Source organism: Salinicola sp. CPA57 (assembly GCF_003206035.1).
GTDB classification, from domain to species: domain Bacteria; phylum Pseudomonadota; class Gammaproteobacteria; order Pseudomonadales; family Halomonadaceae; genus Salinicola; species Salinicola socius.
Genome location: NZ_PZJR01000010.1, coordinates 40,228 through 62,064, shown reverse-complemented (window position 1 = coordinate 62,064; position 21,837 = coordinate 40,228). Strand labels below are relative to the sequence as shown.

The 21,837-nt window shown below is 61.5% G+C and carries 19 protein-coding genes; 12 read left to right on the top strand and 7 right to left on the bottom strand.

Features of this window, described 5'->3' with window-relative positions:
- Nucleotides 1-321: 321 nt before the first annotated feature.
- Nucleotides 322-1,800, bottom strand: coding sequence for a chromosomal replication initiator protein DnaA (gene dnaA, locus DOM36_RS11875; protein WP_110643207.1), 1,479 nt, complete (start codon nucleotides 1,798-1,800; stop codon nucleotides 322-324).
- A gap of 604 nt (nucleotides 1,801-2,404) precedes the next feature.
- Here dnaA and rpmH point away from each other — a divergent pair.
- From rpmH to DOM36_RS11840, 7 genes are all read left to right on the top strand, one after another.
- Nucleotides 2,405-2,539, top strand: coding sequence for a 50S ribosomal protein L34 (gene rpmH, locus DOM36_RS11870; protein WP_019019264.1), 135 nt, complete (start codon nucleotides 2,405-2,407; stop codon nucleotides 2,537-2,539).
- An 11-nt stretch (nucleotides 2,540-2,550) separates the two neighbouring features.
- Nucleotides 2,551-2,934 carry a ribonuclease P protein component gene (gene rnpA, locus DOM36_RS11865; protein WP_110643206.1) on the top strand — a complete coding sequence of 128 codons (384 nt, stop codon included), beginning with the start codon at nucleotides 2,551-2,553 and terminating at the stop codon, nucleotides 2,932-2,934.
- A gap of 105 nt (nucleotides 2,935-3,039) precedes the next feature.
- Nucleotides 3,040-4,731 carry a membrane protein insertase YidC gene (yidC, locus tag DOM36_RS11860; RefSeq protein ID WP_110643205.1) on the top strand — a complete coding sequence of 564 codons (1,692 nt, stop codon included), beginning with the start codon at nucleotides 3,040-3,042 and terminating at the stop codon, nucleotides 4,729-4,731.
- A gap of 153 nt (nucleotides 4,732-4,884) precedes the next feature.
- Nucleotides 4,885-6,255 carry a tRNA uridine-5-carboxymethylaminomethyl(34) synthesis GTPase MnmE gene (mnmE, locus tag DOM36_RS11855; RefSeq protein WP_110643204.1) on the top strand — a complete coding sequence of 457 codons (1,371 nt, stop codon included), beginning with the start codon at nucleotides 4,885-4,887 and terminating at the stop codon, nucleotides 6,253-6,255.
- A gap of 91 nt (nucleotides 6,256-6,346) precedes the next feature.
- Nucleotides 6,347-7,504 carry a Fic family protein gene (locus DOM36_RS11850; RefSeq protein WP_110643203.1) on the top strand — a complete coding sequence of 386 codons (1,158 nt, stop codon included), beginning with the start codon at nucleotides 6,347-6,349 and terminating at the stop codon, nucleotides 7,502-7,504.
- 20 nt (nucleotides 7,505-7,524) lie between these two features.
- Nucleotides 7,525-7,746, top strand: a complete 222-nt coding sequence (locus DOM36_RS11845) for a DMT family transporter (protein WP_232823810.1) — start codon at nucleotides 7,525-7,527, stop codon at nucleotides 7,744-7,746.
- Between the two features lie 69 nt (nucleotides 7,747-7,815).
- Nucleotides 7,816-8,463: an SGNH/GDSL hydrolase family protein gene (locus tag DOM36_RS11840; protein WP_110643202.1), complete on the top strand. Its 648-nt coding sequence runs from the start codon at nucleotides 7,816-7,818 to the stop codon at nucleotides 8,461-8,463.
- Nucleotides 8,464-8,512: 49 nt separating this feature from the next.
- On the opposite strand, the gene DOM36_RS11835 is transcribed toward DOM36_RS11840, so the two are convergent.
- On the bottom strand, nucleotides 8,513-9,955 hold the full coding sequence (locus tag DOM36_RS11835) for a PLP-dependent aminotransferase family protein (protein ID WP_110643201.1): 1,443 nt from the start codon (nucleotides 9,953-9,955) through the stop codon (nucleotides 8,513-8,515).
- A 195-nt stretch (nucleotides 9,956-10,150) separates the two neighbouring features.
- Between DOM36_RS11835 and DOM36_RS11830 the strand changes: the two genes are divergently transcribed.
- From DOM36_RS11830 to ggpS, 4 genes are all read left to right on the top strand, one after another.
- Entirely contained in the window at nucleotides 10,151-10,393 is a 243-nt protein-coding gene (locus tag DOM36_RS11830) for a DUF1127 domain-containing protein (protein ID WP_232823809.1), read from the top strand.
- A 109-nt stretch (nucleotides 10,394-10,502) separates the two neighbouring features.
- On the top strand, nucleotides 10,503-11,582 hold the full coding sequence (locus DOM36_RS11825) for a biotin/lipoate A/B protein ligase family protein (RefSeq protein WP_110643199.1): 1,080 nt from the start codon (nucleotides 10,503-10,505) through the stop codon (nucleotides 11,580-11,582).
- A gap of 207 nt (nucleotides 11,583-11,789) precedes the next feature.
- Nucleotides 11,790-13,085, top strand: coding sequence for an MFS transporter (locus tag DOM36_RS11820; RefSeq protein WP_075570055.1), 1,296 nt, complete (start codon nucleotides 11,790-11,792; stop codon nucleotides 13,083-13,085).
- Nucleotides 13,086-13,182: 97 nt separating this feature from the next.
- On the top strand, nucleotides 13,183-15,462 hold the full coding sequence (ggpS, locus tag DOM36_RS11815) for a glucosylglycerol-phosphate synthase (RefSeq protein ID WP_110643198.1): 2,280 nt from the start codon (nucleotides 13,183-13,185) through the stop codon (nucleotides 15,460-15,462).
- A 31-nt stretch (nucleotides 15,463-15,493) separates the two neighbouring features.
- Here the strand turns inward: ggpS and rlmJ are convergent, their stop codons facing one another.
- From rlmJ to rdgB, 4 genes are all read right to left on the bottom strand, one after another.
- Nucleotides 15,494-16,345, bottom strand: a complete 852-nt coding sequence (gene rlmJ, locus DOM36_RS11810; RefSeq protein WP_110643197.1) for a 23S rRNA (adenine(2030)-N(6))-methyltransferase RlmJ — start codon at nucleotides 16,343-16,345, stop codon at nucleotides 15,494-15,496.
- A 126-nt stretch (nucleotides 16,346-16,471) separates the two neighbouring features.
- On the bottom strand, nucleotides 16,472-17,149 hold the full coding sequence (locus tag DOM36_RS20580; RefSeq protein WP_075570127.1) for an OmpA family protein: 678 nt from the start codon (nucleotides 17,147-17,149) through the stop codon (nucleotides 16,472-16,474).
- Nucleotides 17,150-17,227: 78 nt separating this feature from the next.
- A complete protein-coding gene (gene hemW, locus DOM36_RS11800) occupies nucleotides 17,228-18,436 on the bottom strand; it encodes a radical SAM family heme chaperone HemW (protein ID WP_110643253.1) in 1,209 nt (402 codons plus the stop codon).
- Nucleotides 18,436-19,068 (bottom strand): RdgB/HAM1 family non-canonical purine NTP pyrophosphatase, encoded by a 633-nt coding sequence (rdgB, locus tag DOM36_RS11795; protein WP_157958633.1) that lies wholly within the window; start codon nucleotides 19,066-19,068, stop codon nucleotides 18,436-18,438. The genes hemW and rdgB overlap by 1 nt, the downstream gene beginning before the upstream one ends.
- 430 nt (nucleotides 19,069-19,498) lie before the next feature.
- On the opposite strand from rdgB, the gene DOM36_RS11790 reads away from it, so the two are divergent.
- Nucleotides 19,499-20,176 carry a LuxR C-terminal-related transcriptional regulator gene (locus DOM36_RS11790; RefSeq protein ID WP_075570051.1) on the top strand — a complete coding sequence of 226 codons (678 nt, stop codon included), beginning with the start codon at nucleotides 19,499-19,501 and terminating at the stop codon, nucleotides 20,174-20,176.
- Nucleotides 20,177-20,253: 77 nt separating this feature from the next.
- On the opposite strand, the gene DOM36_RS11785 is transcribed toward DOM36_RS11790, so the two are convergent.
- Nucleotides 20,254-21,816, bottom strand: coding sequence for a bifunctional aminoglycoside phosphotransferase/ATP-binding protein (locus DOM36_RS11785; protein WP_110643196.1), 1,563 nt, complete (start codon nucleotides 21,814-21,816; stop codon nucleotides 20,254-20,256).
- Between the last annotated feature and the right edge of the window lie 21 nt (nucleotides 21,817-21,837).

Genomic DNA, 21,837 nt, shown 5'->3' with positions numbered 1-21,837 from the left:
TAGTTGGAATGAATCTAAGCTGGACCAATAAGCCTAGGCACTGTCTGAAAGGTACTACGCTCGCCCATGCGGCGTTAAAAATCGGCTGGTGCGCCAGCCCGGTCCGCTTTCGCCGATTTTTGCCTTGCCTGGCCTTCGCTCGTCGACTTTTCAGACAGCACCTAAGCTGAGTCAATAAAACTGAGTCAATAAACCAAAATCGTCGGATCAATAGACCCGAGCCGGACTGGTGACGAAAGCTGCCGGATCGCACCATCCCATTCTTGCCTCGGCAGGCGCCGCCCGCAATCCCTGTGGTTGCGGAAATGACGCGATAGCGACTCAGCTCGTCAACAGGCGCATCAAATTCTTGTAGTCCTCGCGGATATCCGCACTCTCTTCTTTCAGCGCCACGACCTTGCGGCAGGCATGCAGCACGGTCGTGTGATCGCGCCCGCCGAAGGCGTCGCCGATCTCCGGCAGGCTGTGATTGGTCAGCTCCTTGGCCAGCGCCATCGCCACCTGGCGGGGACGTGCCACCGAACGCGAGCGGCGCTTGGAGAGCAGATCGGCAAGTTTGATCTTGTAGTATTCCGCCACCGTGCGCTGGATGTTTTCGATCCCGACCTGCTTGTCCTGCAGCGCCAGCAGATCCTTGAGCGACTCGCGGATGAAGTCCTGGGTGATCGGCTTGCCCATGAAGTGCGAGTCGGCAATCACCTTCTTGAGCGCCCCTTCCAGCTCGCGCACGTTGGAGCGAATCTTCTGGGCGATGAAGAACGCCGCGTCGTGCGGAAGATCGACTTCGGCCTGGTCGGCCTTCTTCATCAGAATCGCCACGCGGGTCTCGAGCTCCGGCGGTTCGATCGCCACCGTCAGGCCCCAGCCGAAGCGCGATTTCAGGCGCTCCTCGACACCGCTGATCTCCTTCGGATAGCGATCCGAGGTCAGAATCATCTGCTGGCCGCCCTCGAGCAACGCGTTGAACGTGTGGAAGAACTCTTCCTGGGAACGCTCCTTGCCGGCAAAGAACTGGATATCGTCGATCAGCAGGGCATCGACGCTGCGGTAGAAGCGCTTGAAATCGTTGATGGCATTGAGCTGCAGCGCCTTGACCATGTCGGCGACGAAACGCTCGGAGTGGAGATAGACGATCTTGGCGTTGTCGCGAAGCCCCGCCAGATGATTGCCCACCGCATGCATCAGGTGGGTCTTGCCCAGACCCACGCCACCGTAGAGAAACAGCGGATTGTAGGCACCGCCGGGATTCTCCGATACCTGACGGGAGGCGGCGCGCGCCAGCTGGTTCGACTTACCCTCGACGAAGGTCTCAAACGTGAAGTTGGGATTGAGACCGCTGCCATGCTTGAGGCTCCCCTCGACCTGGACCTGGCGCTGGCCGCCACGCCGCCCACTCTCTTCCCGTTCGCGCGATCGATCGATATGCCTTTCCTCGGCTGCATCGTTGGAGCGCGAAGACGTCTGCACACTGGGCGACGATGGCCGTTGCGGTGGCCGGCTGGGGGCGGACACGGGCGCCCCCAGATCTCGTGGGGAAACCGCCGCGGCCCGACGACTACCCACCGTCAGCCGAACCTTGGGAGGCTTGTTGCTGGAGGCGACGTCCCGCAACAGTTCGTTGATCCGTTTCAGATACTTGTCGCTGACCCAGTCGCGGACAAAACGGTTGGGCGCCAATAGACAGAGTTCGTCCACTTCGCCGTCCTCTGCCTGCAGGGGACGAATCCAGGTATTGAATTGCTGAGAGCTCAACTCATCCTGCAGCGAGTTCAGACATTGTTGCCAGAGAGCGACCGACACACGACCTCACCGAACGTTGAGAGAAGAATGGAAAAACGGGCGCACAGTGTAGCGTCGACCCACGAGGTTATCCACACGGGGATAAAATCGAAAAATTGTGGATAACTGAGTGCGGAGCAGGCTCATCAAACTGTGGATTTCTTGGTGACAGCCTGGGATAACCTGTATCGAGCGGCCCATTCCCGCGCCCATCGTACCCAGTCTGTACACCGGTCACGCGCAACTTCCCCACAACCTTAAAATTACTATAAGACAATGTTTATAAAGGATTTAAATGGATTATACACAAAGGTTATCCCCATCGTTAACCACATGGTGTGATTGACACCGTCAGTGAACTGCGATCTCACCTCGGGATTCGACCGCTGTCCGTTCCACGCGAGCCAGCGGGAATTCGGCACTCCCTCAGCATCCCACAAGATTCGTTTCGGCCGGCGACAGCCCCCGAACAGGGTGTGGATAATTCAAGGAAAAATTGCACCGGAACCGCGGATTCACTAGAATTCCCGCTCTTGAGTCGAGCGAGCCCGCTTCCCGCAAACGTATCGGGCATCCCGTTTCAACCCGTTTTCTTTAGAAATCAACTAATTGGGAATCAGCAGCTATGAAACGTACTTTCCAGCCTAGCGTTCTGAAGCGTAAGCGCGTCCACGGTTTTCGCGCCCGCATGGCCACCAAAAACGGCCGTCAGGTGATTGCTCGTCGTCGCGCCAAAGGTCGTAAGCGTCTTAGCGCCTGATCGGATACCGGGTGTCTGATCAGCGTTTTCCCCGGCAGCTTCGCTTGCTGAACGCCGGGGACTACAAGCACGTTTTCGACCACGCGCCTTACAAGGTCCATGGTAAAGGATTGCTCGCGTTGGCCCGACCCAACGCTCTGGGCCATCCGCGGATCGGGTTGATCTTCAGCAGAAAGAACGTGCGCCGTGCCGTCGACCGCAACCGTCTCAAACGCCTCGTGCGCGAATCCATTCGCCATCAACAGCATCGTTTACCGGCAGTGGACATCGTCATCCTCGCTCGACGAGGGGTACACGAGTTGGACAACGCCAGCTTCTCTCGCCAGCTCAATGGCATGTGGAAGCGCCTGGAAAAGTCCGCCCGTCAGACGCGCCAAGACGCCTCGTCATCCTGATCGGACCTCCCTGCGCCGAAGGCCAGGACGCATCGGCGAGCTCCGCCGGTCGACCGTCGATGCCCGGCGCCCACTGACCCACTCCCTTACCGGGCAGACCTCTATATGGATTTGAAACGACTCCTTTTCGTGATTCCGCTGGCCGTACTGGCCTATCTGCTGATCATGCAGTGGAATCAGGACTACGGTCAGAACGTCGTGAACAACCCGGCGCCGGAGATGGCGGCCTCTGCGGGTAACAGCGACAGCAGCGAAGGCGGAACGCTTTCCGTACCGACGGACAGTGACGGCAACGCCAAACCGATTCAGGACGACATGCCCGCTGACGCCGATCCGGCTCAGGGCAGCAATCTGATCCAGGTCCAGAGCGACGTGCTGGATCTGCGCATCAATCCCAACGGCGGCGATATCGTCTACGCAGCGCTGTTCGGTCATGATCAGGCCCTCGACTCCAATACCCCTTTCGTGCTGCTCAGCGACAACAACGTGCGCAGCTACGTGGCCAAGTCCGGGCTGCAGATTGAAGGGCATTCGGGTCGCATTCCGTTCACCGCCGACCAGAACAGCTACCAGCTCAGCGAAGGTGAGGACTCGATCAATGTCGACCTGCATGGCAGCGTCAACGGCGTCGATATCATCAAGCGCTTCGTCATCAAGCGTGACGACTATGCGGTCAAGGTCGAATACCTGATCGACAACGAGAGCCAGCAACCGGTCACCGCCCGCTTCATCGGCCAGTTGGCACGCGACCAGAGCCCCGATCCGACCAGCGGCCAGGGCGTCGGCATGCACTCGTTCCTGGGCACCGCATTTTCTTCGCCTGAAGAGAAATACAGCAAGGTCGACTTCGAGGATATCCGCAAGGGCAACTTCCAGAACCGCGACGTGAAAGGCGGCTGGGTCGCGATGATCCAGCACTACTTCACTTCCGCCTGGGTGCCGAATCCCGACCAGCAGAACCTCTACTACGGCAACGTCGACAACCGCGATCGCACGGTTGCCGCATTTGCCGGCCCCAACCGGACCATCGAACCCGGCCAGCAGGCGACGCTCGCTGCCACCCTGTTCGTGGGCCCGAAAGTGCAGGATCGTCTCGAGGCCGTGGCACCCAACCTGGAGCTGACCGTTGACTTCGGCTGGCTGTGGTTCCTGGCCAATCCGCTGTTCTGGCTGCTGGAGAAGATCCATGGCCTGATCGGCAACTGGGGCTGGTCCATCGTCCTGCTGACCGTCTGCGTCAAGATCGTGCTGTTCCCGCTCGCCGCCAAGGCTTACAAGTCGATGGCGCGGATGCGCAAGATGGGCCCGGAGATGAAACGGCTCAAGGAGCAGTACGGAGATGATCGCCAGCGCATGTCGCAGGAGATGATGAAGTTCTACCAGAAGGAGAAGATCAATCCTCTGGGCGGCTGCCTGCCGATGGTCATTCAGATGCCGGTGTTCATCGCGCTCTACTGGATGCTGATGGAGTCGGTCGAACTGCGCCATGCACCGTTCATGTTGTGGATCAACGATCTGTCGGCCAAGGATCCGTACTTCATCCTGCCGATCATCATGGGCGGCACAATGCTGCTGCAGCAGTTCCTGAACCCGACGCCGCCGGACCCGATGCAGGCGAAGATCATGAAGATGCTGCCGGTTGTCTTCACCTTCTTCTTCCTGTGGTTCCCGGCCGGCCTGGTGATCTACTGGATCGTGAACAACAGCATCTCGATCCTCCAGCAGTGGTTCATCACCAACAAGGTGTTGAAGGAAGATGCCGGCGACAGCGGCAAGGCCGCGAAAGCCAAAGGCTGATATCGAGCTTGCCTGTGCTACTCCCAGACCCCCGCCCCGGCGGGGGTCTGGCGTTTCAACACCTGACCACGGACACTGTTTCGGCGAGATCGCAAAGCGGCATGACCCTGCCGCCCTGAACCCGCACCCCGAAGTCACCGACCGGAGATTGCCATGAACGCGCCGCTTTATCGTCAGGACACCATCGCTGCCCTGGCCACGCCGCCCGGGCGCGGCGGCGTCGGCATCGTGCGCGTCTCGGGGCCGTCGGCGAGAACGCTGGCGGCGACCATTCTCGGCCACCAGCCGACGCCACGCTACGCCCACTACGGGGCGTTTCACGGTGACACCAACGTCATCGATGAAGGGATCGCGCTCTATTTCCCCGGCCCCCACTCCTTTACCGGCGAAGACGTACTCGAACTTCAGGGCCATGGCGGTCCGGTGCTGATGGACATGCTGCTGGAACGCTGTGTGCAGTTGGGGGCACGGCTGGCGCGTCCAGGAGAATTTTCCGAGCGCGCCTTTCTCAACGACAAGCTCGACCTGGCCCAGGCCGAGGCGATCGCCGATCTGATCGATGCCAGCTCCCGCGCCGCGGCTGAAAACGCGCTGCGCTCACTGCAGGGCGAGTTCTCGCAACGCGTGTCGCAGCTGGTCAGCGAGCTGATTCAGCTGCGCCTCTACGTCGAAGCCGCCATCGATTTTCCCGAGGAGGAGATCGATTTTCTCGCCGACGGCGTGGTTGCCGCCAGGCTGGCAACGCTGCGGCAGACGCTGGAAACCGTCCGTGCCGCCGCCAATCAGGGCTCGCTGATGCGCGAAGGCATGAACGTGGTGATCGCCGGGCGGCCCAATGCCGGCAAGTCGAGTCTGCTCAATCGCCTGACCGAGCGTGACAGCGCCATCGTCACCGAGATCGAAGGCACCACTCGCGATGTGTTGCGCGAACATATTCATCTCGACGGCATGCCGCTGCACGTCATCGATACCGCCGGACTGCGCGACACGCCGGATGCGGTGGAGAGGATCGGCGTTCAGCGTGCCTGGGCGGAGATCGAGAAGGCGGATCGCGTACTGCTGCTGGTCGACGGGCGCGAGACGTCGTCACTCGATCCCGCGGAGATCTGGCCGGAATTCGTCGAACGCTTGCCCGACCTCGGCCGGCTGACGCTGGTGCGCAACAAGATCGACCAGAGCAACGAAGGCAGCGACTTCGATTTATCCACAACGCCTCCGGTGATCCGAATCTCGGCAGAGACCGGTGCGGGTGTGGATAACCTGAAGACGCATCTCAAGGCGGTAATGGGTTTCGATGCCACTACCGAAGGCCGTTTCTCGGCCCGCCGGCGCCATCTCGATGCGCTGGAGCGCGCCGCCCGGACGCTCGACAGCGGCGCGGCGCAGCTCGAAGGCGCCGCTGCCGGCGAACTGCTTGCCGAGGATCTACGCGAGGCCCAGCACGCTCTCAACGAGATCACCGGCGAATTCACCGCCGATGACCTTCTCGGCGAAATCTTCGGCAGCTTCTGCATCGGCAAGTGACTCGAGAATGAGCCGAATAGGATTTCTATTCGGCTCATTTTCTGAGCCGAATATGCTATGCTTTCGGCTCATCGAATAAGCGAGCAGCGCCATGATCGCTCCCTCAGCACCTTCATCGCCAACCTGGATTTGGCAACAACCGCAGTGGCCAACATTCCACTGGCAGTCAGAAATCGTAGCGCCAGTGCTGCGTAGAACCACGCTGCGCCAAGGAGAGCTGCTGGGTTTGAATCACCCCGCTGATCCAGCGCATCCGGCACAAGACCTAGACACACTGCTGACCAATATCGTCAATTCTTCTGCCATCGAAGGCGAAAGGCTCAACGTACAATCGTTACGGTCCTCGCTGGCCAGACGATTGGGAGTGAGCGATGGATCGACTTATCCCGTCTCGCAGCGTTCCGAGGGACTCGCAGAGCTGATGATCGAGGCGGTTACCGCTCTGCAAAAGCCAATGACACTCGACACGCTACTGCGCTGGCACGCGCTGCTATTCCCGGAACCTGGGCTGTTGCAGCCTATCGCCGCTGGGCAATTACGCCAGGATGACGACGGACCCATGCAGGTGGTTTCGGGACGTATCGATCAGCCTAGAGTTCACGTCGAAGCGCCGCCGGCCTCGAGCCTCGGGACAGAATTGACGCACTTCGTCGAGTGGTTCAATACCAGTCTCGGCGACGACGCCCTGGATCCCCTGATACGCGCCGGGTTGTGCCACCTCCACCTGATCACCCTGCACCCGTTCGAGGACGGCAATGGCCGCCTGACCCGGGCGCTGACCGACCGTGCCCTGGCCCAGGCCGAGGCCCAGAGCATCAGGCTTTACGCTATGTCCGAAGCGATCATGGCCAGGCGCAGCGACTACTACACCGTGCTGGAGTCCACCCAGCGTGATGGTCTGGATATCACCGAGTGGTTGGTCTGGTTCCTGGAAACCCTGGAAACCGCGATGCGCGAGGCCATCGCCAAGATCGAACGCACGCTCCAGCGTCAGCGATTCTGGCAACGACACGCCAAGACAGCGCTGTCGGATGCCCAGATCAAAGTACTCGAACGCCTGCTGGAAGGCGGCGAATGTGGCTTCGAAAATGGTATCAGTGCTTCTCAGTACCAGAAGGTTGCCAAGGTCAGTAAAGCTACCGCCACGCGCCACCTTCAGGATCTAGTCGAGAAGGGCTGCCTGGAACCGATGCCCGGTGGGGGGCGTAGTACGCGGTATCGAATCAATGGCGGAAAGCGAAGTGAGTAGATACCAACCCGCCAGTCGCCGTGGTGTGGTTAGGGCTGGTGATCTCGGTACTGGCACAGCTTCTGCTCTACCGCATGATCCGGCAGGGCAACCTGGTCAACGTCTCCAGCCTGTTCTATCTGGTGCCGATCGTCACCGCAGTGCTGGACTATCTGCTGCTGGGCAACGCGCTCTCGCCGCTGGCCATCCTCGGCATGGCCGCGATCCTCGGCGGCGTGGCGCTGGTGTTCCGCACGCGTTAGCCGCCCCCAGGGTACCGTGGTCTGCGTACCGCGTTCATACTGAACGCCACCGCATACCGGAGATCCACGATGACCACGCGTACCCTGCTCTGCTACGGCGACTCCAACACCCACGGTACCGAACCGGTCAGGGCGCTGGGGCCGCTTTCACGCTACCCCTTCGAGACACGCTGGACCGGGGTGGTGGCCGCGGCCCTCGGCAGCGAGTGGCGGGTGATCGAGGAGGGGCTACCGGCACGCACCACCCTGCACGACGACCCCATCGAAGGGGTGCATCTCAACGGTCTGCGCTACCTGCGCCCGTGTCTGCTCAGCCAGCTACCGCTGGACGTGATGACGCTGATGCTGGGCACCAACGATCTCAAGGCGCGTTTTTCCGTCACCCCCGACGATATTGCCCTGAGCATTCAGCGGCTGTTGTGGGAGATCGACACCGTCAGCACCCAGTTCGGCGTGGCTGCCCCCAAGGTGCTGCTGATCGCGCCGGCGCCGATCCGTGAGATCGGTCCCCTGGCCGGTATCTTCGCCGGCGGCGAGCGCAAGTCGCGCCAGTTGGCGAGCCGCTACCGCAAGATGGCGCGGGAGGCGGGGGTCGGCTTCATCGACGCCGGCACCCTGATCCAGGTTAGTGAAGTCGACGGCGTGCACTTCGAACCCGATCAGCAGCGTCTGCTGGGCGAAGCAATCGCCGCCGAAGTGACTCGCCTGATCGACTGAGCGCCAAGATCGGGCGCGGCAACCGAGCGGCCTGATCGAGGGCATAGGATCAGGCCGTCTCCGGCCGTGCGACGTCGGCCCGCTGCGCCAGCATCTCCGTCACACGCCGCCCCACGCGCATCACCGCATGGGCGATCTCGGCATCGAACACGGCGTGGTTCAAGCGCAGGCAGTGGCGGTACTTGCCGGTGGCGGAGAACATCACGCCGGGGGCGATACGAATCTCCTCCGCCATCAGCCGCTCGTTGAGCGCGACGGTGTCGATATCCCCCTCGCACTGCAGCCATAGCATGAAGCCCCCGGCCGGGTAGCTGACCCGGGTCGAGGCCGGAAAGGCGTCGGCGATCACGTCCAGCATCAGGTTGCGATTGCGCTGATACTGGGCCCGCATCCGGCGCAGGTGCGGATCGTGGTGCCCCTCGCGGATGAACTCCGCCACCGCCATCTGCCCGTGGGTGGCGGTGGCGCCGGTACCGACGTACTTCATGTGCAGCGCCCGCTCGTGATAGCGGCCTGGCACGATCCAACCGATGCGCAGCCCCGGGGCCAGGGTCTTGGAAAACGAACTGCACAACAGCACCCGGCCATCCTCGTCGAACGACTTGATCGTCGCCGGCCGTGGAAAGGCGTAGCTGAGATCGCCGTAGACGTCGTCTTCGATGATCGCCACATCGAAGCGCTGCGCCAGGGCGTAGAGGGCCCGCTTGCGTTCGAGCGACAGCGTATAGCCCAACGGATTGTTGCAGGTCGGCGTCACCTGGATGGCGCGGATCGGCCACTGCTCCAGGGCCAGCTCCAGCGCCTCCAGGCTGATCCCGGTGTCGGGATCGGTGGGGATCTCCATCGCCTTCATGCCGTAGGCACGAATCGACTGCAGCGCACCATAGAAGCTCGGCGAATCCACCGCGATGATGCCGCCGGGTTCGCACACCGCGCGCATGGCGATCGAGATCGCCTCGTGACAGCCGGTGGTGACCACGATGTCGTCGGGGTGCAGCCGGCAGCCGTGACCGGTCGCGAGTCGCGCGATCTGCTCGCGCAGTTCGGGACGGCCATGCAGCGTATCGTAGTTGAGCCCGATCAGATCCTGACGCCGGCTGACGCGGGACAGCGCCCGCAGCAGCGGCTTGAGTGTCGGCGCATCGATGTCCGGCATCCCGCGGCCCAGATTGTGCATGCTGGCATCCGGCAGCACGCAGGTGCCCTCACGGACCTGCTCCCACTGCGAGACTTCCACTGGCCGCTGCGCCGTTCGACCGGCCGGTGGCAGCAGCGGCCGCTCCCGCTGTGGCGAGACGAAGTAGCCCGACTTGGGCCGCGCCTCGATCAGTTGGGCATCTTCCAACTGGTGGTAGGCGTGCTGCACGGTGGATAGGCTGACGCCATGCGAAGCCGCCAGCGCCCGGACCGAGGGCAACCGATCAGCGGGTCGGTAATAGCCCGTCTGGATACGCTCGCGCAGATGATCGGCCAATCGTTCGTAGCGGTGCATGAGACATCTCCGTCAATCCGTGACTTCATTGTGTATGCCGGAAATCTCCAACACACGATACAGATCACGCGCAGATTCAGCATACAGAAGCCCAGTGGGCCAATCTGTATCATCGAATCTCGGTATTCTTGAATCTGTATGACCCAAGCGCGCCTCCGTAATCTGAACCCATCGTTCAGCGATCGGAGTTCCGTCATGCGCCTTGCTCTTCTCTCCTCACTCTCCCTGACTTTCGCCCGGTGGAAGCCGACACGGTGCGATTCGAGCGTCAGTCCAGACATGGCACCGCCCATCGAACGTCGCAGCTATCGCCTGGGCCCTTGGCAGCGCTGGCGCACACGCCAGCAGCTGGCACAATTGGATGAACGGCAGTTGAAGGATATCGGCCTGACGCGCGCCCAGGTCGATAGAGAGATCCATCAAGCCTTCTGGCGCTGATTGGCGGAAGCACGCGCACAAGTATCACTCGTCTCGACCGCCGACCGACACTTCCCGTCATCCGCGAGCGCTATACTGGCGCTGAAAATGTCCAGGTCAAGGTGCGGTAATGTCGGAATTATCCAACGGTGGTGGCAGCCTCTGCCACGGTGAATACAAGGTGCCGGGTGGCAAATTGCTGGTGGCGGATGTCATCGTCCGCGATGAACGGCTGGCCTCGGTGCAGCTGTCCGGGGATTTCTTCCTCGAGCCCGACGACGCGCTGGAAGCGATCGATCGCGCCCTGGAGGGCGCCCCGGTCGATACAGACGCCGACACCCTGATCGCGCGTATCCAGGCGGCACTCCCTCCCCGGACAGAGATGGTCGGGCTTTCGGTGCGCGCCATCGCCACCGTGATTCGCCGTGCCCTCTCTCGAACCTCGGATTGGCGCGATCATCGCTTCGGCCTGATTCATCGGACACCGGAGCCCCCTCATCTACACATGGCACTGGATGAAGTGCTGACACGGGAGGTGGCGGCGGGACGGCGCGGCCCGACGCTGCGCGTGTGGGAATGGGATCGTGCGGCGATCATCATCGGCGTATTCCAGTCGCTGGCCAACGAAGTCGATGGCGAGGCCGCCCGCAACGCCGGTATCGAGGTCGTACGCCGCATCAGCGGCGGCGGCGCCATGTTCGTCGAACCGGGCAACACCATCACCTGGTCGCTGATCGTGCCGGAAACCCTGGTCCAGGGGCTCACCTTCGTCGAAAGCTATGCCTTTCTCGATGACTGGGTCATCCAGGCGCTGGGCGACATGGGTATCAAGGCATGGTACGTGCCGATCAACGACATCACTTCCCCCGGCGGCAAGATCGCCGGCGCCGCCCAGAAACGGATCAACGGCGCGGTGCTGCATCACGTCACCATGGCCTACGACATCGACGCCGACAAGCTCACCCGGGTGCTGAGGATCGGCCGCGAGAAGCTCTCCGACAAGGGCACCGCCAGTGCCGGCAAGCGCGTCGACCCGCTCAAACGTCAGACCGGGCTCGCACGCGAGGCGATCATTCAGCGCATGATCGAATCGTTTGCCGCACGTTTCAAGCTGGATCCGGATTCTCTCAGCCAGGACGAGCTGGCCGCCGCCGAGACACTGGCGAAGGAGAAATTCGCCAGCGAAGCTTGGCTACGGCGGGTGCCTTGATTTCTGGCGGCAGCATGGCATTTGGCTGCTAAGCTGAATCGGGTCAGCCTGACTGCACCTCCAGAGTGCAAGCATAGAATAACCTTGATTATGGTTATGCTTAAGAAACGATAATATCATCTTATAATAATGGCGGTTTTTCCGAATGCCAGGGGCTTCGGCACGCTTACTGCATGAATGAATTCAAGCCATGGCAAGGAGAAAGCTATGTGGTCGTTGTTACGACCCATTCGTGCGTTGCTGGGCAGCGTGGCGTTGCTGCTGCTCGGCAATGGTCTGATCAATACGTTGTTGACACTGCGCGGCGCCGACGAGGGTTTCTCGACCAGCCTGATCGGTCTCATCATGTCCGGGTATTTCATCGGGTTCATCGGCGGTACCTGGATCAGCGGCCGGCTGATCAAGCGCATGGGACACATTCGTACCTTTGCGTTCTGTGCCGGGCTCTGTGCCTCTGCCGCTCTGCTTCACCTGATCTTCATCAATCCCTGGGTGTGGCTGGGTCTTCGCGTGATCTACGGCCTCTCGTTCATTACCCTGATGACGGTGATCGAAAGCTGGCTCAACAGTCAGGCTGCCAGCCACCAGCGAGGCCGGGTTTTCGCGATCTACATGGTGGTCAACCTGGGGGCGCTGGCGATCGCCCAGCAGATCCTGCGGCTGGACAGCCCCGATGGCTTTCTGCTGTTCGCGCTCGCGTCGATTCTGATCAGCTGGGCGCTGTTGCCGATCACGATCACCAAACGCAGCCAGCCGGTCATCCCCGCCCGCCCCAAGAGCAGTCTCAAGGCGCTGTTGGGCTTCGCCCCGTTGGCGGTTGCCGCGTCGGCGATGTCCGGCCTCGCCATGGGCGCGTTCTGGACCCTGACACCGGTCTACGCGCGCAGCGTCGGGTTCGACGTCGCCGGCGTCGGCGTGGTGATGAGCTGCGCCATCATTGGCGGTGCGCTGCTGCAGATACCGATCGGCCGATTCTCCGATACCCACGATCGTCCCCGTGTCATGACCTACGTGGTGATTCTGGCCGCGATCGCTGCCGCCGCCATGCCGTTCGCGCCCAACCCGTTGACGCTGCTCGGACTGTATTTCCTGTGGGGCGGCTTGTCGTTCTCGATCTATCCAATTGCCGTGGCCCAGTTGATCGATCAGTTGCATCCCGACGAAATCGTTGCCGGCTCAGCTGATATGCTGGTCGTTCAAGGCGCCGGCAGTGCCGTCGCGCCGATTCTGGCCGGGGTGATCATGCACAGCGTCGGCGATCAGGGATTACCGCTCTACATCGCCGTGGTGATGGCGCTGCTCGCCGGCTACGCGATCTACCGCCGGCGTCACGTATCGGTCCTGGTCAGCGGCGATACGGCCCATTTCGAGCCCATGACGCCGACCAGTAGCCAGGCCCTGGAGATGATGTACGACGACGTTCAGAAGGATCTGTTCGCCGACCCCAGTTTCTATGAAGAGCACGAGCGCCAGCGAATCGTCGAGATGGCCGGCAAGGCTTGAGCCTGAATCCGAAGCCAAAGTCATTCGACGAACGCGCCAACCGCTCGCGCAGGGAAAATCGCGCCGGTCCTCAGAGGCCGGGCAGGAGGAACCACACATGCTACTTGCCACCGATCTCGACGGCACCTTTCTCGGCGGCGACGCCGAAGCCCGCCTCAGTCTCTATCAGACCATCGCCGCCCATCCGGATATCAAGCTGGCCTACATCAGCGGTCGCAGCCTGGAGGCGATCCTGCCGCTACTGTCCGATCCCACGCTACCGCAGCCGGACTATATCGTGGCCGACGTGGGTGCCAGCCTCTATCTCGGCGATACGCTGCAGCCGATCCAACCGCTGCAGAACGAGATCGACACGAGCTGGCCGGGCGAGTCCCGCATTGCTTCCGCCCTGCAACGTTTTCCGGACGTGGTTCGGCAGGACGAGCCACAGCTGCGACGCTGCTCCTATTACTGCCCGCCCGAGCGGGCCCAGGATGACGCGCTGATCACGCTGGCCAGGGAGCTGGATTGCGAGATGCTCTACTCGGCAGGACGCTATCTGGACTTCCTGCCCAAGGGCGTCAACAAGGGCAGCAGTCTGAAGAAGCTGGTCGAGTGGCTCGAGATCGACAGCGAAGAGGTGCTGGTCGCCGGTGACACCATGAACGACCTCGCTATGCTCACCGCCGGTTTCAAGTCGGTCTGCGTCGGCGGATCGGAGCCGGCTCTGCTCGAGCAGACCCAGAACCAGACCCGAGTGATGCACGCCGAGAAGACCGGCTGCGCCGGCATCATCGAGGCGTTCGCCCATTTCGGCTTTCTCGGCGCCCACGGTGTCGCCGCCGAGAATCGCCGTGACGAGACGCAGACCGGCAAGGCCGAGCTGGTGATGGTCTATCACCGGCTGCCCTACGAAGAGTATCGGGTCGATGGCAAGATCCAGCGCCGCCGCCCGACCTCCCCCAACGGCATCATTCCGACGCTATTGAGCTTCTTTGCCGACCAGCGCGGTTCGTGGATCGCGTGGTCGATCCATGAAGAGGACGACGAAGAGGATTTCGTTACCCATACCAGTGTCGACGCCAAGCAGTATCCGCTGCTGACCGCCGCCCGGGTGCCGCTGACCAAGGTTCAGGTCGATACCTTCTACAAGCGCTTCTCCAAGGAAGCGTTCTGGCCGACGCTGCACACCTTCTGGGAGCGCGCGCATTTCCGCGAGGAAGACTGGATCGTCTACTGCGAGGTCAACCGCGCCTTTGCCGAACGCACCGCCGAAGAGGCCGCCGAAGGCGCGCTGATCTGGATTCACGACTACAACCTGTGGATGGTCCCGGCCTATCTCCGGGAGATGCGCCCCGATCTGCGGATCGCCTTCTTCCACCACACCTATTTCCCTTCGGCGGACGTGTTCAACGTGCTGCCGTGGCGACGCGAGATCATCGGCAGTCTGTTGCAGTGCGACTACGTCGCTTTCCATATCCCGCGTCAGGTCGAGAACTTCGTCGATGTGGCCCGTGGCGTGGTGCCGCTGACCACGCTATCCAGACAGAGCTGCGCGCCGCGGTTTCTGACCTATGGCTGCGCCGTCGGCCTCGAGACCATGACCACGGCCGTGGATACCGGTTCTCGCGTGGTGCGTCTGGGCGCCCATCCGGTCGGGCTGGATCTCGCTCGGATCCGTAACGCGCTCGATCAGGAAGGTGCCAGCTCGCGCATGGCCGAGCTGCGACAGGAGTTCGGCGGGGTCAAGCTGATCCTGTCGGTCGAAAGACTCGATTACACCAAGGGCATTCTCGAGAAACTTCAGGCCTATGAACTGCTGCTCGACGAGAACCCCGAGCTGCGCGGCAAGGTGACCCTGGTCAGCATCTGCGTGCCTGCGGCACGCGAAATGACCATCTACAACGAGCTGCAGACCCAGATCGAGCAGACCATCGGCCACATCAACGGTCGCTTCGCCGATGTCGGCTGGACACCGGTGCAGTTCTATTTCCGCGGTTTTCCGTTCGAGGAAGTCGTCGCCTGGTACGCCATGGCCGACGTGATGTGGATCACGCCGCTGCGAGACGGCCTCAATCTGGTGGCCAAGGAGTTCGCCGCCACCCAAGGCATGACCCAGGGCTGTGGCGTGCTGGTGCTGTCGGAATTCGCCGGCGCGGCCGCCGAACTGAAAGGCGCCATCCTGACCAACCCGCACGATCTCCACGATCTGGCCCGAACCTGCTATCTGGGGCTCAACCTGCCTCGCGCAGAAGCCGAGGCGCGGCTACGTCAGTTGAACGATATCGTCAGCTACAACGACATCCGGCGCTGGGGCGACGAGTTCATCGCCGCCATTCGGGGCGAGGAAACCGAAGGCACCGAAAGCCCGGCCAATCCCACCTCCAACCTGGTCTAGCAACCGCGAGGCGTGATGGCGATGTTTGCCATCACGCCTCGCCGGTCCACCACTCACTGCGATGCGTCGCGCCCTCGGCCAGCATCGGCGCCAGCGCGGAAAAGACCTGATCGAGCTCGCGATCGAGCTGCCACGGCGGGTTCATCACCAGCAGACCACTGCCGTACATCCCCCGGTCGGCAATCGGCTCGCGGATCTGCAGCTCGCTGCGCCACAGCTTGGGAACGCCGGCGGCCCGCAGCGTTTCCAGCATCCTCCGGTGGCGATCTGCCGGCAGTAGCGGATACCACACCAGAACCACCGCATGACGCACCTTGCGCGAAACCTGACGCAGCGTTTCGGCGACCTCTTCGTATTCGGCCTTGCGCTCGTAGCTGGGGTCGATCAATACGCAGAGTCGCGGCGTGGATACCGGTACCAGTTTGGATAGACCCTTGAGGCCATCCGCATGCCGCCGCTGCACGGCGCTCTCCGCCGAAAAGGCCTGATCGACGAGATGCCGATGCTCGGCCGGGTGCAACTCGAACAGCGTCAGCCGGTCCTGGGGCCGAAGTGCCGAACCCAGCCACCAGGGCGAGCCGGGATAGCGACTCAGCTCGGCACCGGCTTGCAACGTCGCCAGCGCCGCCAGCCACTCGCCAATGGGAGAATCGGCGGAGAGACCGCGACGACGCTGCCACAGACGCTCGACACCCTGATGATACTCGCCCAGTTTCTGCGTTTCCGCCGCGGCCAGCGGATAGAGTCCGCGACCGGCGTGGGTATCGACGAAACTGATCGCGGAAGATTTTCCCATCATGGCCTGGACGAGCCGCCTCAAGCCAAGGTGCTTGTGGACATCGGCAAAATTGCCGGCATGGTAAGCGTGCTGGTAGGCAAGCATGAACGTGTATCCCTCTGCGGGAGCGCGACTATCGAAACCGCACGGTTATCAAAAAGCCCGACCATCAAAAAGGGCGTGACCCCTAGGTCACGCCCGCTCGAGATCGGCTTGCCGATCAAACCAACCTCAGGACTGCTGCGTCGGCGTCAGCGTAATTTCGACGCGACGATTCTGGGCGCGACCCGCATCGGTGTCGTTGCTGGCGACCGGATTCGTCTCGCCATAGCCGACGGCGTTGATCCGCCCGGCCTCGACGCCACCCTGCTCGAGGTAGGTCGCCACCGACTGTGCGCGGCGCTCGGAAAGCTTCTGGTTGTAGCTATCCGCGCCAGTGCTGTCGGTGTAACCAGCCACGTTGATTCGGGTTTCCGGATAGGCGCGCAGCACCGCATTGACGTCATTGAGAGCCTGGCGCGCCGGCGTCTGCAGATCGCTGGCATCGACATCGAACGTGACGCTGCTCGGCATGTTGAGGATCAGGTTATTACCATCACGCTCGACGCCGATACCCGTGCCATCCAGGCTTTTTCGCAGCTCTTTCTCCTGGGAGTCCATGTAGGCACCGATACCGCCACCGGCGGCCGCGCCGGCGGCTGCACCGATCAGCGCACGGTCCCGCGTGCTGCTGCCACCATCGCCGGTCAACGCACCGGCAACCGCACCAGCCACGGCACCGATGCCGGCACCGCTCCAGGCTTTGGTGTTGCCGCCACCCTGCTGCTGATTATCGGCACCATTGGAAGCACAGCCGGTCATACCGACCGCCATGGCAACCGGAATGGACAACCAGAACGTTTTTTTCATCATCTTCATGCTCGAGAAGCTCCTTGCTTGCGAGTCGCCACGCCTGTGCCGGGACACGGGCTGGTGACGACGAATCCATCACTGTCCGGCTGTCGCGCGAGGTTCGACATCGTTTCTCGAATCCTCGTCATCCAACAGCGCGAGCAGATCATTCAAGAATAACAGCCCTTGGGGGGTCGCTTGCAGACGTGACGACGTGGTCATCAACAGACCTTGCTGTCGCGCCCGTTCCAGACGAGGCGTCAGTTCAGACAACGCCTGACCGGTATGGTTTTCCCAGTCATCGGTTCTTACACCTTCGGTCAGGCGCAAGGCATTCATCAGGAACTCCAACGGCAGCGCCCGGTCGCTCACTTCCTGACCACCGCCGATAAAGCCACGGGGGTCATTCAGACGACGCAGGTAAGCGTCGGGCTGGCGTGTCTTCCAGCGCCGCTCGATGCCCCATTGACCTGGCGAATCGATCCGGGACAGCTTGCCATGGGCACCGGCGCCGATGCCGAGATAGTCGCCGAAACGCCAATAGTTGAGGTTATGGCGCGCCTGTCGCCCCGGCCGGGCGTAGGCGGAAATCTCGTAGCGCACGAACCCGGCCGATTCGAGCCGTGCATGGCCGGCATCCTGAATATCCCACAGCCGCTCCTCGTCGGGCAGCAGCGGCGGGTGGGAGAAGAATTCGGTGTTGGGCTCCAGCGTCAGCTGATACCAAGACAGATGCGTGGGCTCGAGCGCCAGCGCCTGCTCGATATCCTCAAGCGCCGTCGCCAGCGTCTGCCCCGGCAGACCGTGCATCAGATCCAGATTGACGTTGTCGAAACCGGCGTTCCGGGCGCTACGCATCGCGCGTACCGCCTCTTCGCCACTATGGATGCGTCCCAGCGCTTCGAGCTGCTCGGAGGCAAAGCTCTGCACGCCGATGGATAGCCGATTGATGCCAGCCTGGCGATAGCCTTCGAAGCGGCTCTGTTCCACCGTGCCGGGATTGGCTTCCAGCGTGATCTCGATGTCCGGGGCAAAGTCGAGTCGTTGGCGCAGCCCTTTGAACAAGCGCTGATACGCCGCTGCGGAAAACAGACTTGGCGTGCCGCCGCCAATGAAGATGCTGACGATCTCCCGCCCCTGAACGGCGGCGAGATCCTGATCGAGATCCGCCAGTAGCGCATCGACATAGCGGGATTCCGGCAGCTCCGCGCCATGGCCCACGCCATGAGAGTTGAAGTCGCAATAGGGGCATTTACGCACGCACCAGGGCACGTGGATGTAGAGCGCCAGCGGCGGCAAGGCCATCATGGGGTGAGCTGCCCCAATTCCTCGAGCTGGGCGGCCAACGTCTGCAGCGCCCGACCTCGATGGCTCAGTCGATTTTTCTCCTCGGCACTGAGCTCGGCGACGCTCATGCCGCATTCGGGCACCCAGAAAAGCGGATCGTAGCCGAAGCCGCCCTCACCCCTTGGATAAGCCAGAATGTCGCCCTTCCAGTCGCACTGAACGATCAGCGGCACGGGATCGTCGGCATGACGCAGGTAAACCAGAACGCACCAGTAACGCGCCGTACGCTGCCCCTCGGGAATGTCCCTGAGCGCGGCCAGCAGTTTGGCGTTATTGGCCTTGTCCCGGGACTTGCCATCTCCGGACGCCCCGGCGTAGCGGGCTGAGTAGATACCCGGCGCCCCGCCCAGCGCATCGACCGCCAGACCGGAATCATCGGCCAATGCCGGCAAGCCGCTGGCTGTGGCCGCGGCGCGCGCCTTGAGAATGGCATTTTCGACGAACGTCAGCCCGGTCTCTTCCACATCGGTCACGCCAAAGTCCGACTGCGGCTGGACGCGAAGGCCCAAGGAACCCACAAGCTGCTGAAATTCAGCCAGTTTTCCGCGGTTGCCACTGGCAATGACCAGGTTATCCATTTGCACGCTCATAGGGTTCCTGCCAAAAAACGTTCATTCTACGGGGCGTGGCGGTGGGGGCAAACTAAACCCTGTCAGTGAGACCATGAATATCTCACTACCGAACATGATGAGAAAACCCAACTATTCGCCTACTGGAAATTCTGGCGTCGAGAACAAGAAAGCGTGCTTTTTCTGGGAAGGGAAACGGTGTTCTTTAATTTGACCTCGAAATTTCCTTTTCAACCGTATGATTTTCCAGGATTATATTAAAATCTTACAGATTCCTTAAGTTTCCCGGACATGTGACGGTTTGAAAACCTGAACACGCTATATTTACAACGCATGGGTTTTATTAACACTATTGAGCTCCAACAAGCGAGGACAGGCAGTAGATTATCCAGCTGGGGATGGCAACGAAAATCTTAAAAGACTAATTAAAATCCTTCGAAGGGATCAGACCATGAACACCGAACACACCGACATCGTACTGGTTACGGATTGTAACTCCCAGTCCGTGCTATTTTTGGACTACATTCACCAGAAGACGGGGTGCCGCGTCTCGGCGCTCAGCCCGCAGGAGCGGTTTCCCGTGGCAGAAGGGCGCCGCGTCCTCGTACTGCTGGATGGGGACCACGTTCAGGAAAAGGACCTGCTTTCCTGGAACACCCGAGCCGAAGAAAACGACGCAATCATCCTGTCAGCCTTCAACGTTCGCGACAACAAACAGGTGATGGAACTGCTGATCGGCATTCACCTGCGCGGGGTGTTCTATCGCCAGGACAATCTCGAACTGATCTGCAAGGGTATCGTCAAACTGCTGGGCGGTGAGCTGTGGATTTCCCGACCGCTCTCCGCGATGTTGATCGACTTCTACCGACGTCAGCAGGTCAATACCTATCGCCCGGTATGCGGTTTGACTCGACGAGAGCTGGAGATCGTCACGCTGCTGGTTTCCGGTGCCAGCAACACGGAAATTGCGGAAAAGCTGTTCGTGAGCGAGCACACGGTCAAGTCTCATCTCTACAACCTGTTCCGCAAGATCAACGTCCACAACCGCATCCAAGCCACCAACTGGGCGCGACAGAATCTGGGCACGATTCCCGTCATGGCGTCCCGTTACGCCAGCGGACGCCGCTGAGACCAGCCAAAGGTCGGTCGGCAACCCCTGATTCGATCCCCGGGAAAACCGCTGGAACGCGGTTTCCCCGGGGATTCTCAGTTAAGACGCATCCGTTCCTGAATCAACGATGCCAGCGTCAGATTGGCATCCGGCGCCGTGGTGTCCAGATGCACCAGATGCGTCGTCTCGTCGCTGGCGAACGGCTCGAAGCGCGCCAGTTGCTGCTCCAGAATCGACAGACTCCGCTCCGAAGGCTCCCCACTGCGCCTGGCACGTTTGACGATGCGGGCTCGCAGTGTCGCCCGGTCCGCTTCGAAACTGACGATCAACACCGGAAGCCCACGTTTTTCGGCCTCGAACCGAAGTCGCTTGCGCTGCTCCCGCAACAGCGAGGTCGCATCGATGCAAGCCGGTAAACCCGCTTCGAGGACGGTACCCGTCAACTCGGCGAGACGGCGATAGGTCTGGTCGGTAGCCTGTTCGCTATAGACGGCATCGGCTTCGTCGGGCGCTGCCGTGAAGTCGAAGAGCCGTTTCCGTTCGACATCGGAGCGAATCCGTACGCCACCCAGACGGCGCACGATCTCCTCGGTGAATCGGCTCTTGCCACTGCCGGAAACGCCGACCGCCAGAATCAGATAGGGGAAGCGGAATTCACTGTACGCCTGAGCCAGGCTCAGATAACGGCGGAAGACCTCGATCGGCTCGCCCCCGGGCAGGTCGTCGATGACCCCCGCGTCATGATCCCTGACCAGTTCGATCCTGGCGCGCAGCAGGGCACGATAACGCTTGTAGAAATTGAGCAGACGAACCGCCTGATAATCCCCGGAAAGCTCGAGATATCGGTTGAGCGCGTAATGGGCAAACTCGTGTTCGCCACGGGCTTCCAGATCCATGATCAGAAAGGCGAGTTCGCAGGCGACGTCGCACCAGCGCAGGCGATCGTTGAACTCGATACCGTTGAACAGCGTCGCCTTGCCTTCGAAGCGCACGGCATTGCCGAGATGAATGTCACCGTGACTCTCGCGGATGAAACCGCCTTTCCAACGTTCTTCGAGAAGCGGTTCGAGGCGAGCGAAGCTCTCCAGCGTCAGCGTTCTGACCTGGGCCAGTTGCTCCCGGTCCTGCGGCGCTTCCAGTAGCGGTTCGATCGTATCGAACTCGTCGACCAGCATGTCGCGAATGCTCGGCGGCGAACCCAGCGGATTATCGCCGGAAGCACTGGCAGCCGACTCGTGCAGCGCCACGAGCTGATCGATCAAGTCGTCGATCAGCTCGGCCGAGAGCTCGCCGCTGGCCTGCAGCGAACTCAACAGATGGCGGCTGCTGAACTGGCGCATCTTGACGGCATACTCGATCGGCGCGCTGTCGTCATTGACCCGCGGCGACGTCTCGGACCCCGAGATCGCCACGTAGCCTAGGTAGAGCGCTGGCGCGACACGCCGATTCAGCGCGACTTCCTGCTCGCAAAGGCGACGCCGTTTCTCCAGGGTCGAGAAATCGAGAAAGCTGCCGTAATCCAGCGCCTTCTTGATCTTGTAGGCGTAGTCACCCGTCGATACCACCCACGAAATGGGGGTTTCGAACACTTCGACGGCGCCCACCGGATGATCGAACCCGTCACCCTCCTTGAGCGCCTGTATCAGCGTTCGGCTCATGCGTCGTCTCCCTGTCAGTCG

Coding starts and splice junctions, on each gene's coding strand:
- rpmH (WP_019019264.1), top strand. CDS start 2,405: ATGAAACGTACTTTCCAGCCTAGCGTTCTGAAGCGTAAGCGCGTCCAC.
- yidC (WP_110643205.1), top strand. CDS start 3,040: ATGGATTTGAAACGACTCCTTTTCGTGATTCCGCTGGCCGTACTGGCC.
- mnmE (WP_110643204.1), top strand. CDS start 4,885: ATGAACGCGCCGCTTTATCGTCAGGACACCATCGCTGCCCTGGCCACG.
- DOM36_RS11850 (WP_110643203.1), top strand. CDS start 6,347: ATGATCGCTCCCTCAGCACCTTCATCGCCAACCTGGATTTGGCAACAA.
- DOM36_RS11840 (WP_110643202.1), top strand. CDS start 7,816: ATGACCACGCGTACCCTGCTCTGCTACGGCGACTCCAACACCCACGGT.
- DOM36_RS11835 (WP_110643201.1), bottom strand. CDS start 9,955: ATGCACCGCTACGAACGATTGGCCGATCATCTGCGCGAGCGTATCCAG.
- DOM36_RS11830 (WP_232823809.1), top strand. CDS start 10,151: ATGCGCCTTGCTCTTCTCTCCTCACTCTCCCTGACTTTCGCCCGGTGG.
- DOM36_RS11825 (WP_110643199.1), top strand. CDS start 10,503: ATGTCGGAATTATCCAACGGTGGTGGCAGCCTCTGCCACGGTGAATAC.
- DOM36_RS11820 (WP_075570055.1), top strand. CDS start 11,790: ATGTGGTCGTTGTTACGACCCATTCGTGCGTTGCTGGGCAGCGTGGCG.
- ggpS (WP_110643198.1), top strand. CDS start 13,183: ATGCTACTTGCCACCGATCTCGACGGCACCTTTCTCGGCGGCGACGCC.
- rlmJ (WP_110643197.1), bottom strand. CDS start 16,345: ATGCTTGCCTACCAGCACGCTTACCATGCCGGCAATTTTGCCGATGTC.
- DOM36_RS20580 (WP_075570127.1), bottom strand. CDS start 17,149: ATGAAAAAAACGTTCTGGTTGTCCATTCCGGTTGCCATGGCGGTCGGT.
- hemW (WP_110643253.1), bottom strand. CDS start 18,436: ATGGCCTTGCCGCCGCTGGCGCTCTACATCCACGTGCCCTGGTGCGTG.
- rdgB (WP_157958633.1), bottom strand. CDS start 19,068: ATGAGCGTGCAAATGGATAACCTGGTCATTGCCAGTGGCAACCGCGGA.
- DOM36_RS11790 (WP_075570051.1), top strand. CDS start 19,499: ATGAACACCGAACACACCGACATCGTACTGGTTACGGATTGTAACTCC.
- DOM36_RS11785 (WP_110643196.1), bottom strand. CDS start 21,816: ATGAGCCGAACGCTGATACAGGCGCTCAAGGAGGGTGACGGGTTCGAT.